Origin of the sequence: Micromonospora carbonacea (assembly GCF_014205165.1) — a bacterium.
Classification (GTDB): Bacteria; Actinomycetota; Actinomycetes; order Mycobacteriales; family Micromonosporaceae; genus Micromonospora; species Micromonospora carbonacea.
Genome location: NZ_JACHMZ010000001.1, coordinates 5,774,567 through 5,787,803 on the forward strand (window position 1 = coordinate 5,774,567; position 13,237 = coordinate 5,787,803).

Below are 13,237 nucleotides of genomic sequence, written 5' to 3' on the forward strand. Positions count from 1 at the left end.
ACCGGCGGGGTGCTCCCAGCCGCCGCCTCACCACGGCGGGCCCGCCGGCTCCTCGGCGGGCCCGCCACAACTGGATCAACCACCGGGAATCAACCCCAACTCGTCGAACGGCGGCGTCATGACCGTGTATATCTCGCGGCACGCCTCCACGGATGCAATAGGTAAGCCCACTCCGGCGGTGCAGGCCCTCGAACCGGCGACGGGCCGGGCAAAGGTCTCCCAGACCGAGCCCCTCCTGCTCACCTTCGTGTGGCAGCGCATGCTGTCGCAACCAGCTCAAGCCGGTGGCCGCCGGTGACGGCGCGGGTGCTGGTGACCGGCGCGGCCGGCTTCATCGGCTCACACGTCGTCGACGCACTTCTGGCCCGAGGCATGCAGGTGGTCGGCCTGGACCGCCGCCGCCTCGGCCAAGACGCCCTCGCCGGCGAAAACCTGTCAACCGCAGCCGGCAATCCGCTGTTCACACCGCTCTGCCGGGATCTGGCCACCGACCGGCTCGACGACACTCTCGAGGGCTGCGACATCGTGATTCACCTGGCTGCCCGGCCAGGGGTCCGGCCCTCGTGGGGCATGGAGTTTCACGACTACGCGCAATCCAACGTGCTCGGCACCCACCGGCTGCTCGATGCCTGCGCCCGGTCGGGCGTACGGCGATTGGTCTATGCCTCGTCGTCGAGCGTCTACGGTCCGGCCGAGCGGCCCAGCCGCGAGACCGACCCGACCTGCCCGGTGTCGCCCTACGGGGTGAGCAAGCTCGCCGCCGAGCAACTGTGCCTGGCCTACGCCCGTCGCCCCGACAGCCGGCTCAGCGTCGTGGCGCTGCGCTACTTCACCGTGTATGGGCCACGGCAGCGACCCGACATGGCCATCGGCCGGCTGCTGTTCGCGGCCTACACCGGCCTGCCGGTCACCCTGTTCGGCGACGGCAGCCAACGCCGGGAGTTCACCTACATCACTGACGTGGTCTCCGCGACGATCGCTGCCGCCCACATCGATACCGGCTGCGCTGTGGTGAATGTCGGCGGTGGCGCGAGCGTGTCCATGCGCGGCGCCATCCAGGAGGCGTCGGCGGTCACCGGACGACACATCCCCGTTCAGGTGGCCGACGAACAGCCCGGCGACGTCGCCTCCACATCCGCGGACCTCACCCTTGCCGGCAGGCTGCTCGGCTACTGGCCCACCGTCGGCCTCCACGAGGGCTTGGCTCGGCAGTCCTCCTGGCTGGTCAATCTCTCCCGCGACCGGCTCGCGGCCTTCGCCTCCTGACTTTGAAGGAAGCCTCTCATGATCGTCTTGACCGCTGACTCCGCGAGTGAGTTGTTCACCGCCGCCTGCCAGGCAGTCCTGCTCAACGGCCGCATCGCCTGCCCGCGCGACATGATGACCACCGAGGTCGTCGGCGCTCACCTGTGCCTGACCAATCCTCGACGCCGGCTGGTCTCTGTGCCGCCCATCCGCCTCATCAACCCGGCGTTCGCCGTCGCCGAGGCACTGTGGATCCTCTCCGGCTCGGACGACCCGTGGATCTTCGACTTCAACGACAACCTGCGCCGCTACGCGGACGACGGCATCCTCCAGGGCGCGTACGGGCCACGAATCCGTCGATGGGGCGACCGCGTCGACCAGCTCGACGCGGTCGTCCGGAAGCTGACAGCCGACCGGGACTCCCGACAGGCCGTCGTCCAGATCTACGACCCAGGACGCGACCACCGCGGCCACCGCGATGTGCCGTGCACTCTCGGGTACCGGTTCCTGATCCGGCAGGGCAGGCTCGAGATGCACACCACCATGCGCAGCCAGGACCTGTGGCTCGGCTTCCCGTACGACATCTTCGCGACCACGCTCCTGCAGGAGCTGATGGCCGGCTGGCTGGGTGTCGAGGTCGGCGAGTACCACCACTACGTCGACTCGCTGCACCTGTACGCCGAGCACGCCCCGGCCGCTGCCGAGTGCCTCCACCACGAGCCAGCCGTCACCGAGATGGATCCGCTCGGCGTGGACTGGCCCGACCTGGACTCCGTCCTCGCCCGGATCATCCGTGGCGACGGTGACCTGTCCGACGGCACCTCATGGGACACGTTCGGACGCGTGCTGACCAGTTACCGGAGCTGGAAGCTCGGCCAGCGCGACTTGGCGCGCACGCTCGCCCACGACACACCGGGGCCGCTCGGCGCTGCCCTTGTCGCCTGGTATCAGCACCTCACCCAGCCGGCCCTCGTCTCGGCGGAGCTGGCATGACCGCGAATGTGGTGCTCGGGCTGTGCGCGTACACGCATGACTCGGCGGCGGCGCTGCTGGTCGACGGCCACCTGATCGGCTTCGTCGAGGAGGAACGGCTCGACGGGATCAAGCACAGCAAGGCCTACCCGGCACACGGTGTCGCCTGGCTGCTCGACGAGGCCGGTCTCTCATCGGCGGACGTGACCACCGTGGCGTACAACTTCGATGGACGCCGCTACCTGGGAGCACTGGGCCAACTGCCGACCCATCTGCGACAAGCTGCCAGCCGGGCTCGAGCGGTGCCTCGGGCTCGCAGCTTCACCACGGTCCACCGCCGCTACCAGGCCCGGATGCGGGACCTGGCCGAACGCTTCCCGCGCGCTCGACTGCAAGCGGTGCCGCACCACCGGGCGCATGCCCTGTACGCCTTCGCCGCCGCCGGCGTGGACGACGCGGCGGTCCTGATCGTCGACAGCCTCGGCGAGTTGCAGACCACCACCACCTGGCACGCACGTCAACGCCGCTCGCAGCTCAGCCTCGACCTGGCACACGCGATCGACGACCCGGCCTCCCTCGGCTACGCCTACGGCGCCGTCACCGAGCACCTCGGCTGGCGGCGCGGTGACGAGGAAGGCACCGTGATGGCGCTGGCCGCCCTCGGCGACCCCGCCCGGTTCCGAGACCTGATATCCCGGGCGATCCGACGCACCACCGACGGCTTCACCCTCGACCCGGCGCTGATCGCGCTGCGGGTGCTCGCCAGCCGCTACGGCCGGGTCACACCCGCGTTCACCGCCGCCACATGCCCGCCCCGCACGCCGACGGCACCGGTCGAGCCTGTCCACGCCGATCTGGCCGCTGCGCTGCAGGAACGCACCGAGCAGGTGATGCTGCATCTCGCCGAGCGGGCCCGGCGGCTGACCGGCTCGGGGCTGCTCTGCCTGGGCGGTGGGGTTGCGATGAACTGCGTCAGTGCCGGCCTCATCGCCCAAGCCGGCATCGTCGACGAGGTGCACGTACCGCCCGCCCCTGGCGACGCGGGCACCGCGATCGGCGCCGCCGCCCAGGTCTGGCTCGACCTGACCGGCCGACCGCCCACCGGGGTCCGCCATCACTGCTACCTCGGCCCCGCCTATCCCGACCTAGCACTACCGGCGGCACCGCGCGCGGGACTGCACGCGAGCCGGCCGGCCGAACCTGTCCGCGAATTGGCGCGGCAGTTGGCGGACGGAGCGATCGTGGGGTTGTTCACCGGCGCGCTGGAGGCCGGGCCCCGGGCACTGGGGCACCGGTCGATCCTCGCCTCTCCCCTGGAGGCCGGTGTGGTCGAGCGGCTCAACGCCACTGTCAAGTTCCGCGAACCGTTCCGGCCTTTCGCCCCTGTCGTCCTCTCCGACAGGGCCACCGACTACTTTCGGCTGCGCCAACCGTCGCCGTACATGTCGCTCGCCGCTCCCGTGACCGAGCTGGCCCGCAACAAGCTGCCCGCGATCGTGCACGTCAACGGCACCGCCCGAGTCCAGACGGTCACCCGCGAGCAACACCCCATCCTCGCCGACGTCCTCACCCGGTTCGGTGAGATCACCGGACACCCGGTGCTGATCAACACCTCGCTGAACATCAAGGGCAAGCCGATCTGCGGCACCCCAGAGATGGCACTGGACTGCCTCACCGAATCCGGCTTGGACGCGCTACTCATCGAAGGCTGGTGGGTGACCAAGTGAGAATCGGTTACAGCTTCTGGGGATTCCTCGGACCCGGCATCACCGACACCCCGGACGGAGGCCGCAGCCACCGCCGGACCTTGGTCGACGGGCTACGTACAGCCGGCCACGACATCGTCTTCCTTCAACCCAACCGGGACCTGTGCGAGGCCGGCGACGATCTCACCGGCCACTACCGCTGGGACGTGGGCCTGCCCAACCTCGACGCTCTCTTCCTCGAATGGCGCTGGCCCATTCCCGGTCGTAACACCACCGTCTGCGGCCGACCCGGCCACACCTGCGACCTGCATCGACAGGGCGAACTGCTTGACCATTACACCCATCAGGTCGGCACCCCGACGCTCCTGTGGGACAAGGACCGCCAGCTGCTCGCAACAGACCCCCTTCGCCGTGCCCACAACGTGACCGTCTGTGAACCCGCTCTGCACCCGACGCCGGGCGCAGTGCCATTGCTCTTTCCTGTGGCCGACACTGCCATCGACGCCGCTGACCCGGCTGCGCTGGCGGCCCTGCCCCGCCGGATTCCGCTCGTCTACGTCGGCAACCAGTACGACCGCGACCACGCGTTCGACACCTACTTCGCGCCGGCCGCCGCCCAACTGCCCCACCTGATCGCCGGCAAGTGGACCGACATCAGACGCTGGCCGGATCTGAACTTCATCGGCAGAGTTCCGTTCCCCAGAGTGTCCGCGATCTACGCCGACGCGCTCGCCACCGTCCTGCTGCTTCCCGCCCGGTACGCCGAAGCAGGACAAATGACCCAACGGATCTTCGAGGCCGTCCTCGCCGGCTGCGTGCCCCTGCTGCCTCGTGATGTCCGCTGCGCCGACGCCCTTGTTCCCTCGTCACTGATCGTCCGCGACGCCACGGAGGTGCGGCACCGCATCGGCTGGCTCAGCGAGATCGCCGGCACCGGTGACCACGCCAACCTGATCGCGGGGTGCCTACGGCACCTCGACCCGTTCCGACTCTCGTCCCAGCTCGAGGTGCTCACCTACCTGCTGCATCACCCGGAGTCGGTGCCGTCATGACCCACCGTGTCACCACCGGACGAGCGCACCACACCTCTACCCTGGAGAACCATGGACAGGATCGCCATCATCGGCTGCGGCGGCAGCGGCAAGTCCACCGTCGCGCGCCAGTTGGCCCGGATCCTCGACACGCCGTTGACGCACCTCGACGCGACCTACTACGACGAGCACTGGAACCCCTTACCGCAGGACGAATTCGCCGCCCGGCAGGAGAAGCTCGTCGCTGGCGAACGGTGGATCATCGAGGGCAACTACGCCGGTACCCTACCGATCCGGCTTGCCGCCGCGGACACCGTGATCTTCCTCGATCTACCGGCCAGAGCCTGCCTATGGGGCATCGCCCAGCGCCGCTGGCGCTACCGCGGCGGGCAACACCACCAGGACGGCGTCTACGACCGAATCACCTGGAACTTCGTCCGCTACATCCTCGGCTACCGGCGCACCATGCGCCCGCGAGTCCAGAATCTTGTCCGAGAACACGGGCCACACGTCCGCCTGATCACCCTCACCAGCCGCCGCCAGGCCGCCGAACTAGTGAAACGCGTCCGCGACGAGCATCAGCCCGTGACCTGACCGCGACGGAACGGGAGGCGACGAATGTCGGCCAATCCGTTCCTTGACCCCACCCTGGTCCACGGCGACCTCTACCAGGGCGACGGCCGGCTCGCCGACCGCACTCACGCGCTGCATCGTGCCAAGATCAGCGGAAGCGACGCCGCCGACACGATCGCCGACCTGCTCGCCGCCCGGGTCCCGGCCGGGGCAGCCGTGCTCGACATCGGTTGCGGGCGCGGCACCACAACCCTGCGCCTGGCCGACCGGCTCCGGCCCCGCCGGCTCATTGCCGTCGACGCCTCGACCGCGCTTCTCCGCACCACCCGCGACCGCCTCGGCGACGCTGGCCCATTGGGCTCAGTGGTCTGCGCTGACTTCCACCACCTGCCGCTGCCGGACAGCGTGGTTGACGCCGCGGTTGCTGCCTTCTGCCTGTACCACTCTCCGACGCCGGATCTGGTCGTAGCGGAGATCACCCGCTGCCTACGCCCTGGCGGTACAGCGGTCCTGGTCACCAAGTCCCTAGACAGCTACGCCGAACTCGACCATCTGGTCCACGCCGCCGGCCTGGACCCACACGCCACGAGGCGATCGAGCCTCTACGAGAGCTTCCACAGCGGCAACCTGCACACCATCGTCGCCACCAAGCTGACCGTCATCGACATCCAGCATGAGGAACACGTCTTCCACTTCGCGGACGCCACGCACCTCGCCCGGTACCTCATCACCACACCCAAATACCGGATCACCCTGACTGGCGGGATCCCCGCCCTCGCAGCGGCCCTCCAGCAGCGGCTGCCCGCGCCGCCCTACGCAACCCGATCCACCGTCAGTTACGCCGTAGCGGTGCGGCCATGAGCGGGGCCATCTTCGTCAAGCGGTACGACGACCCGGAACGCTGCGCCGCCGCTGCTGCCCACCACGCCTGGCTGGCTGGCCTGGGCTCCGGGGTACGCCTGCCCGCGCTCGTCGCGCGGAGTACTCGGCATCTGATCTTCGAGCGGCTGATGGGGCACGCACTGGGCGTCGAAGATCTTCCGCGGGCCGCTGCGGCACTCGGCCGGCTTCACGGTGCCGCGCACCGAGATGCACTGCGGACCGCTTGTCTCGATCAACCCCACATCACCTCGACCGGACTCGTAATCTCCGACTTCGCCAGCCCGCGTCAGGCGGCGCTACACCACGCCGCAGCCGCGGCGGGCGTCCACGAATCAGTCATTAACGCCGTACTCGACAGAGTCGGGGAGCCAGTGACGTTCTACAAGGACCCGAACATTCGGAACTACCTTGCGAACGGCAATGAGGTCGCCGTCGTCGACTTCGACGACCTGACACTCGCTCCCTTCGGCTACGACCTGGCCGGCCTCCTGGTCACCGCATCAATGACCTACGGCCGCCTCGCCGACCTATCGATCGCTCGCTGTCTCCGCGCCTACCGCGTCGCTGTCGCGCCCCACATCTGCAGCTTGGCCGACCTGAAACGGTACGCCGAGCTGCACCACCTGCTGACTCTGCGATATCTCGGCCGCAACGGCTACCGGCACGCCTGGCCCACCGTCCGGCCTTGGCCCGACCCGTTCCTCACCGAACTGAGCTGAAAAGGAACTCCCGGATGGCCCCGACAACCGAACTCGTTATCGCCCGCCACGGCGAAGCCGCCTGCAACGTCGTCGGAATCGTCGGCGGCGAACAGGGCTGCACCGGCCTCACCGGCCGCGGCCGGAACCAGGTGGAGCAACTCGCCACCCACCTGGCCGCCGACCACGCCGACCGGCCCTATGCCGCCCTCTACGCCACACCCCGACTGCGCGTCACCCAGACTGCCGAGATCATCGCTCAAGCTCTGCACATGCCCGCCACCATCGACCCGGACCTCCGCGGCCCTGACCACGGCGATGCCGACGGCCGGCTTTGGGTCGACATCAAGACTTCCTTCCAGGGGCCGCCTCAGCACAGCCCGGACTGCCAATACGCTTCCGGCTCCGAGACATGGAACGAGTACCTCGACCGAGCGACCGCTGCACTGCAGAAGATCCTCGCCCGCCACGATGGTGAACGAATCCTCATCGCCGCCCACGGCGAAACCGTCGAAGCGGCCCACAACCTGCTCCTCGGCCTCCCCCGGAACGCATGCCTGCGGCTCGGCTTCGTCACCGACCACGCCTCCGTCGCCAGGTGGCTGCGACCGACCAACCGTTTCGGCCGCACCATCTGGCAACTCGTCAACCACAACGACACCCGACACCTCCGCCCCCGCCATGACTGACCTCAGCGTTCACCTCGCGCTCTGCCGACGGCTCTTCGACGCCGACGCCAAGCCCGTTGCCTCGCACCCTGGGCACGCTGGCACTCGCGTGCTCCGCGCCTCGACGGCCGCTCATGGAGACGTCGTTGTCAAGATCCATCGCAGCCTGGAGCGACACCATCAGGAAGTCCACGCCTACCGGACCTGGGTTCCTGCCCTCGGAGACAGGGCACCCCGACTGCTCGCGACAACCGACGACCCACCGGCCATCGTCATCACCGCCGTAGCGGGAGTCCCGCTCAACGAGCGGCAACTCGACCCCGAGGCTGAGCAGAGCGCCTACCGGCAGGCAGGACAGCTACTCAAGACACTGCACGCCGCTGGACCGCCCCGCCTCGAACCGGACTCGACGGCCTGGCTTGCCGAACGCGCCGAGTACTGGATTCGCCTCGCTGGAGATCGGATCACGCCCAGCTACCGGGCCGAGGCTCGCGCCCACATGCGAGCGCTACGAGAGCTCGCACCGCTACCGGCTACGCCGTGCCACCTCGACTTCATGCCTCGCAACCTGCTCTACGGCGACGACGGCATAGTCCGGCTGATCGACTTCGAGCACAGCCGCTACGACCTTGCGCCTCGCGACCTCGTACGCCTCGCCACCCGCATCTGGCCCCTCCGCCCAGACCTACGCGAAAGCCTCCTCAACACCTACGGTCCACTCACCGCCACAAACGAGAATGTGATGCGGCACTGCGCACACCTGGACGCCCTGACCGAGGAGGTAAGGATGAGGTCGCAATCGCCGAAGTGCTCCCATGGATCAACCGGCATCGACCCATTGGGACATCCCATTACAGGATCCGGGCAGCCATAAGATCACTAACGAGGTTGGATGAGCTCTCGCCAAGCTCAGGCTGTCTCCCTCATGGGCTGCGCATCGTGCAGGGAGGAGGATGTCGGGCCCTCCTGCCTCGGTAGGCTGGTCGCCTTCTTCATGCGGGGCTCGCGCCCGAAGAAGGCCCGATACTTCTCCACGGTGCCGATCTCCTTAACGATCCGCTTTACCCAAGCCGGAGTGTAGGCGTAGCTCTTGAAGGCCTCGTTGTAGACGCAGTACCGGGCGTCGGTGTCACACGGATCGGAGGCCCCGGCAGTAGGCCGTACCGCGAGCCGCCTCCACATCTCGGTGTGCTCGCGCTGAACGTTGAACTCGAAGGGCAACTGGCTTTCGACAAGACAAGCAACGCGACTGGGAAGCAGCTTGTCCTTGTCCGCCACCTCAACATGCCGATTCTTGATGATGACTGTTCCTTGCCGGCCCGCCTCCATCATGACCTTGCGTTCATCCTCGCTCAGGTCATCGAGCTTGACGAAGTCGATCGCCAAGTCGGCATCGGACTTCGAGCCGACAACAGGCACCAGCCGAACCCGGTAGTCGTACTTCAAGTCATCCAGCACAGCCGGATCGATGGCCGCTTCGAATCTCGCGACCAGATCGCGGGTGCCCTTCGGCAACTTCGCGGCAGCCGCTCGAAGCTGCTCACGTCCTTCGGCGGTCAGAGACTGGAGCGAGACGGGGAAGCGGAGTCGTTCGGCGAGGCTGAAGGTGCCTCCGAAGTGGCTCACCATCTCATGCTCGTAGTTCATGACAAGGGCCTGCGCCTTGCCGCCTGTCGCGACCTTCGCGTTGTGCTCGTATCGATGCTCCACTTTATTACGGAGCGCTACGAACAGCTCTGCGTTCAGCCTGACCGGGTCGCTGCTGTTGGGATAGCGCTGCTTCAAGCAGAATTCAAGATCCCACGCCTTCGGCTCACCGTCGATCAACTTGTACTCGCCGGTCTGGGCGTCCTTGTAGTGATAGTCGATCTTTGCCTGGTGGAACTCAGCATGCAGCAGATAGTGCCAGGCCTTGTGCATGTGGGTGAGGAAGTCGCAGTAGTTGCCGCTTGAGCAGTTCCACTCGTCCACTGCCTTTAGGGCGTGTCGCTGCGACTCGGTGAGGATGTGGCGCCAACGGGCGTATGCCATTTCGTATGTCCTTCACGTCCAGCATGAAGGATCACACTTAGAGGCCGCCCAGGACAAGCGGAAATCTACCCTGGCCCCGTACGGGGCAGCCGGTCATGGAAACACGGGGGTGTCGCGGTCGCACCGGCTGACGACCCTGCAATCGTTCGCCGGCCAGTCGGTAGGACGGCAATGCCCCTGCCGCACTCGACCGACCAGCCGTGGATTCAGCCCGGCCCGGGGTCGGGGTTGCACAACGCCAGCGCCACCCGGTGCCGCTGATGTCCGCGAGCACAGCGCCTGGTCCCTACAGCGCCTGAGCCGTCCAACGGCTCCCGAGCACCCACCGAGCGACCACCCACCACCCCCGTACACGAAAAAGGCCCCTACCCGGTGGAAACCACCAGGTCAGGGCCTTGATCGTTGGTGCGCCGCCAGGGACTCGAACCCCGAACCCGCGGATTAAGAGTCCGCTGCTCTGCCAGTTGAGCTAGCGGCGCTCGTTGGCAACGGAGAGAACCCTAGCACGCCTCCTGAGCGGGGTTCCAATCCGATACCCGGCTCCACCCTTCGGACACGCTTAAGGGTCAAAAACCCCTAAATCCCTCACGATTGGCGGCGCGGGCGGTGGTAGCTGGCCGCCATGCGGCACGATGTCCGCCAGGTACGCGAGAACAGAGGTGGGAATGGGCATGTTCGCGCGGGCCGGGGCGACGGTAGGCGCCCTGAGCCTGATGGCGTCACTGGCACTGACCGGGTGCGGTGACGGCCAGAAGAAGGCGGAGTTCGTCGACGGTGCGCCCGCCGTCGGCAGCAGCGTCGCCGCCGAGACAGGAACGGCGCCGGCCGATCCGGCCACGAGCGCCGACCCGACGCTCAAGGTCAGTCCGGCAGACGGGGCCAAGAGCAGGCCGGTCAGCACCGAGATCTCCGCGAAGCTCCCCGAGGGCGGCAAGGTGACCGACGTCACCCTCACCGCCGCGAACGGCGACAAGGTCGAGGGCCGCTTGCGCGCCGACGGCTCGTCCTGGGTGCCGAACAAGCCCCTGAAGTACGGCACCCGCTACACGGCCACCGTCAACGCCGCCGGCACCGGGGGCGAGGCCAAGCAGGGCACCAGCACGTTCACGACGATGGCCAAGCCGAAGTCGATGATCGCCTCCGGGCTCTACCTGTTCAGCGACAAGACGTACGGCGTAGGTATGCCTGTCGTCACCGAGTTCCACCCCGGCATCCCGGAGAAGGACCGGGCGGCGGTGCAGAAGCGGATGTTCGTCCGCACCGACCCGCCACAGCCCGGCGCGTGGCACTGGGTCTCCAACGGCACCCAGGCCTACTACCGGGCGCCGGAGTACTGGAAGCCCGGGACCACGATCAGCGTGCGGATCGCGCTGGCCGGCATCCCGCTGAGCAACGGCAAGTACGGCAACGTCGACCGGAGCGCCACCGCCAAGATCGGTCGAGCGTTCGAGATGAAGGTCGACAACGCCACCAAGCAGATGAGCGTCTTCCAGGACGGCCAGCTGCTGCGGAAGATCCCGGTGAGCCTGGGCAAGAAGAGCACGCCCTCCTCCAGCGGCACGATGGTGGTGATGGAGAAGAAGGAGTCCACGGTCTTCGACACCCGCGACGACCCGGACCCGGCCAACCGGTACGTCACCGAGATCGATTTCGCCCAGCGGCTGACGTGGGGCGGCGAGTACATCCACGCCGCGCCCTGGTCCGAGCACGTCCAGGGGCGGCAGAACGTCTCGCACGGCTGCGTCAACGTCTCGATGGCGCAGGCGAAGTGGCTCTTCTCCCAGACCCGGGTCGGCGATCCGATCACTATCAAGGGGACCGAGCGCAAGCTCACTCAGGGCAACGGCTGGACGGCCTGGAGCCTGAGTTGGTCCGAGTTCGTCAAGGGCAGCGCCCTGCCGGTGCCGGAGGGCGGTGCCGGGCCGGCTCTGGCCTGACAAGACCGTCGACACGGGGCGGGCGCCGGATTCCGGCGCCCGCCCCGTCATATGTGAGCACGGTTCGCCAGATGCGCCTTTCGCCGGTTTCCGCCATCCTGGATCGAGTGTTTCTCTTCACCCCCGGCAACGGGTACCTGTTTCCGTGCGTCAGTGAGAGACGATGGGCAACCGGGGCACCACGACAGTGAGGGAATCATGCGCGCAACCCAGGACCAGCTGACCCGGCGCGGTGGTCGACGCCGCGTCTTCGCGGCGGGGCTGCTCGCCGCCGTGTTGGCGCTCACCAGCGCCTGCACCGACGGTGAGGGGGGCAAGCCGTCGTCCTGGCAGGGCGGCGGCGAGAGCGCACCCAAGGCCGCGGCGACCATCACCGAGCCCGCGGCCGACGCGAAGGACGTGCCGGCGTCCACGGGCATCACCTTCACCACGAAGGAGGCCGAGGACACCGCGGTCGAGTTGAAGGACTCGGCCGGCGCGCCCGTCGCGGGCGCGCTCGCCGCCGACGGCAAGAGCTGGCTGCCCAAGGGCGCCCTGAAGTACGGCGAGACCTACACGGCCACCGTCACGGCGACCGGCGACGACGGCAAACCGGCGCAGGCGACCAGCACCTTCACCACCATGGCCAAGCCCGGCAACCAGGTACGCGTCAGCAGCTTCCTCGGCGACGACCAGGTCGTCGGCGTCGGCATGCCGCTCATCGTGAAGTTCAGCCGGGCCATCCCCGAGGACTACCGCGACGACGTCCAGCGGCGGATGACGGTGACCTCCACGCCGGCCCAGGAGGGCATCTGGCACTGGGTCAGCCCCACCGAGATCCGGTACCGGCCGAAGGAGTTCTGGAAGGCGGGCAGCACCATCTCCTACCGGGTGCAGGCCGGCGGCCTCCCCCTCGGCGACGGCTGGTACGGCCGGGCGGACCTGACGGTCGACATCAAGACCGGCCCAGCGGTGATCATGACGGTCGACAACAAGACGAAGCGGATGACCGTCACCAAGGACGGCAAGGTGATCAAGACGATCCCCGTCAGCCTCGGCAAGAAGAGCACGCCGTCGTCCAGCGGCACGATGGTGGTCATCGAAAAGCTGCGCAAGACCGTCTTCGACACCTTCGAGGAGCTGGGTCCCGAGGACGGCTACCGCACGAAGATCGACTACGCGCAGCGTCTCACCTGGGGCGGCGAGTTCATCCACGCCGCACCCTGGTCCGAGGGGCAGCAGGGCAGCGTCAACGTCTCGCACGGCTGCGTCAACGTCTCGATGAAGAACGGCGCCTGGCTGTTCGACAACACCCGCGTCGGCGACCCGATCACCGTCAAGGGCACCGAACGCAAGCTCGCCAACGGCAACGGCTGGACCGACTGGAACATGAGCTGGGACGAGTACGTCAAGGGCAGCGCCCTCCCGTACGACCCGGATGCCGCCGCCGCGCCGGACGCCGAGGAGGCCCCCGGCGACGCGACCGAGTCCCCCAGCGCCGAACCGACCGCCTGA

Annotated in this window: 13 protein-coding genes and 1 tRNA gene; 12 read left to right on the plus strand and 2 right to left on the minus strand. The window is 67.9% G+C overall.

Going from position 1 to position 13,237, the window contains the following annotated elements; translation table 11 throughout:
* Window positions 1–118 precede the first annotated feature (118 nt).
* The 10 genes from amcA to HDA31_RS23970 are packed head-to-tail and all read left to right on the plus strand — an operon-like array spanning window position 119 to window position 8,649.
* Window positions 119–298, plus strand: coding sequence for a multiple cyclophane-containing RiPP AmcA (gene amcA, locus HDA31_RS33385; protein ID WP_376701409.1), 180 nt, complete (start codon window positions 119–121; stop codon window positions 296–298).
* The gene (locus HDA31_RS23930; protein WP_219825000.1) at window positions 295–1,266 is read left to right on the plus strand and encodes an NAD-dependent epimerase/dehydratase family protein; all 972 of its coding nucleotides are present in this window, start codon (window positions 295–297) and stop codon (window positions 1,264–1,266) included. Before amcA ends, HDA31_RS23930 begins: the two co-directional genes overlap by 4 nt.
* An 18-nt stretch (window positions 1,267–1,284) precedes the next feature.
* Window positions 1,285–2,238, plus strand: coding sequence for a thymidylate synthase (locus HDA31_RS23935; RefSeq protein WP_178063483.1), 954 nt, complete (start codon window positions 1,285–1,287; stop codon window positions 2,236–2,238).
* Window positions 2,239–2,246: 8 nt separating this feature from the next.
* The gene (locus HDA31_RS23940) at window positions 2,247–3,944 is read left to right on the plus strand and encodes a carbamoyltransferase family protein (RefSeq protein ID WP_246384426.1); all 1,698 of its coding nucleotides are present in this window, start codon (window positions 2,247–2,249) and stop codon (window positions 3,942–3,944) included.
* Entirely contained in the window at window positions 3,941–4,975 is a 1,035-nt protein-coding gene (locus HDA31_RS23945; RefSeq protein WP_178063481.1) for a hypothetical protein, read from the plus strand. Before HDA31_RS23940 ends, HDA31_RS23945 begins: the two co-directional genes overlap by 4 nt.
* 51 nt (window positions 4,976–5,026) lie before the next feature.
* Window positions 5,027–5,548: a P-loop NTPase family protein gene (locus tag HDA31_RS23950; RefSeq protein WP_178063480.1), complete on the plus strand. Its 522-nt coding sequence runs from the start codon at window positions 5,027–5,029 to the stop codon at window positions 5,546–5,548.
* A gap of 24 nt (window positions 5,549–5,572) precedes the next feature.
* The gene (locus tag HDA31_RS23955; protein WP_178063479.1) at window positions 5,573–6,388 is read left to right on the plus strand and encodes a class I SAM-dependent methyltransferase; all 816 of its coding nucleotides are present in this window, start codon (window positions 5,573–5,575) and stop codon (window positions 6,386–6,388) included.
* Window positions 6,385–7,128, plus strand: a complete 744-nt coding sequence (locus HDA31_RS23960; protein WP_178063478.1) for a phosphotransferase — start codon at window positions 6,385–6,387, stop codon at window positions 7,126–7,128. Before HDA31_RS23955 ends, HDA31_RS23960 begins: the two co-directional genes overlap by 4 nt.
* A gap of 14 nt (window positions 7,129–7,142) precedes the next feature.
* Window positions 7,143–7,796, plus strand: coding sequence for a histidine phosphatase family protein (locus tag HDA31_RS23965; protein WP_178063477.1), 654 nt, complete (start codon window positions 7,143–7,145; stop codon window positions 7,794–7,796).
* Window positions 7,789–8,649, plus strand: coding sequence for a phosphotransferase enzyme family protein (locus HDA31_RS23970; RefSeq protein ID WP_178063476.1), 861 nt, complete (start codon window positions 7,789–7,791; stop codon window positions 8,647–8,649). Before HDA31_RS23965 ends, HDA31_RS23970 begins: the two co-directional genes overlap by 8 nt.
* Window positions 8,650–8,684: 35 nt before the next feature.
* On the opposite strand, the gene HDA31_RS23975 is transcribed toward HDA31_RS23970, so the two are convergent.
* Both HDA31_RS23975 and HDA31_RS23980 read right to left on the minus strand, forming a co-directional pair.
* Window positions 8,685–9,806, minus strand: coding sequence for a DUF3644 domain-containing protein (locus tag HDA31_RS23975; RefSeq protein WP_178063475.1), 1,122 nt, complete (start codon window positions 9,804–9,806; stop codon window positions 8,685–8,687).
* A 403-nt stretch (window positions 9,807–10,209) separates the two neighbouring features.
* Window positions 10,210–10,285 (minus strand) — tRNA-Lys (locus tag HDA31_RS23980).
* 186 nt (window positions 10,286–10,471) lie between these two features.
* Here HDA31_RS23980 and HDA31_RS23985 point away from each other — a divergent pair.
* Window positions 10,472–11,743, plus strand: coding sequence for a L,D-transpeptidase (locus tag HDA31_RS23985; RefSeq protein WP_178063474.1), 1,272 nt, complete (start codon window positions 10,472–10,474; stop codon window positions 11,741–11,743).
* A gap of 198 nt (window positions 11,744–11,941) precedes the next feature.
* Window positions 11,942–13,237: a L,D-transpeptidase gene (locus HDA31_RS23990; protein WP_178063473.1), complete on the plus strand. Its 1,296-nt coding sequence runs from the start codon at window positions 11,942–11,944 to the stop codon at window positions 13,235–13,237.

Coding starts and splice junctions, on each gene's coding strand:
- HDA31_RS23990 (WP_178063473.1), top strand. CDS start 11,942: ATGCGCGCAACCCAGGACCAGCTGACCCGGCGCGGTGGTCGACGCCGC.
- HDA31_RS23950 (WP_178063480.1), top strand. CDS start 5,027: ATGGACAGGATCGCCATCATCGGCTGCGGCGGCAGCGGCAAGTCCACC.
- HDA31_RS23955 (WP_178063479.1), top strand. CDS start 5,573: ATGTCGGCCAATCCGTTCCTTGACCCCACCCTGGTCCACGGCGACCTC.
- HDA31_RS23975 (WP_178063475.1), bottom strand. CDS start 9,806: ATGGCATACGCCCGTTGGCGCCACATCCTCACCGAGTCGCAGCGACAC.
- HDA31_RS23960 (WP_178063478.1), top strand. CDS start 6,385: ATGAGCGGGGCCATCTTCGTCAAGCGGTACGACGACCCGGAACGCTGC.
- amcA (WP_376701409.1), top strand. CDS start 119: ATGACCGTGTATATCTCGCGGCACGCCTCCACGGATGCAATAGGTAAG.
- HDA31_RS23970 (WP_178063476.1), top strand. CDS start 7,789: ATGACTGACCTCAGCGTTCACCTCGCGCTCTGCCGACGGCTCTTCGAC.
- HDA31_RS23935 (WP_178063483.1), top strand. CDS start 1,285: ATGATCGTCTTGACCGCTGACTCCGCGAGTGAGTTGTTCACCGCCGCC.
- HDA31_RS23965 (WP_178063477.1), top strand. CDS start 7,143: ATGGCCCCGACAACCGAACTCGTTATCGCCCGCCACGGCGAAGCCGCC.
- HDA31_RS23985 (WP_178063474.1), top strand. CDS start 10,472: ATGGGCATGTTCGCGCGGGCCGGGGCGACGGTAGGCGCCCTGAGCCTG.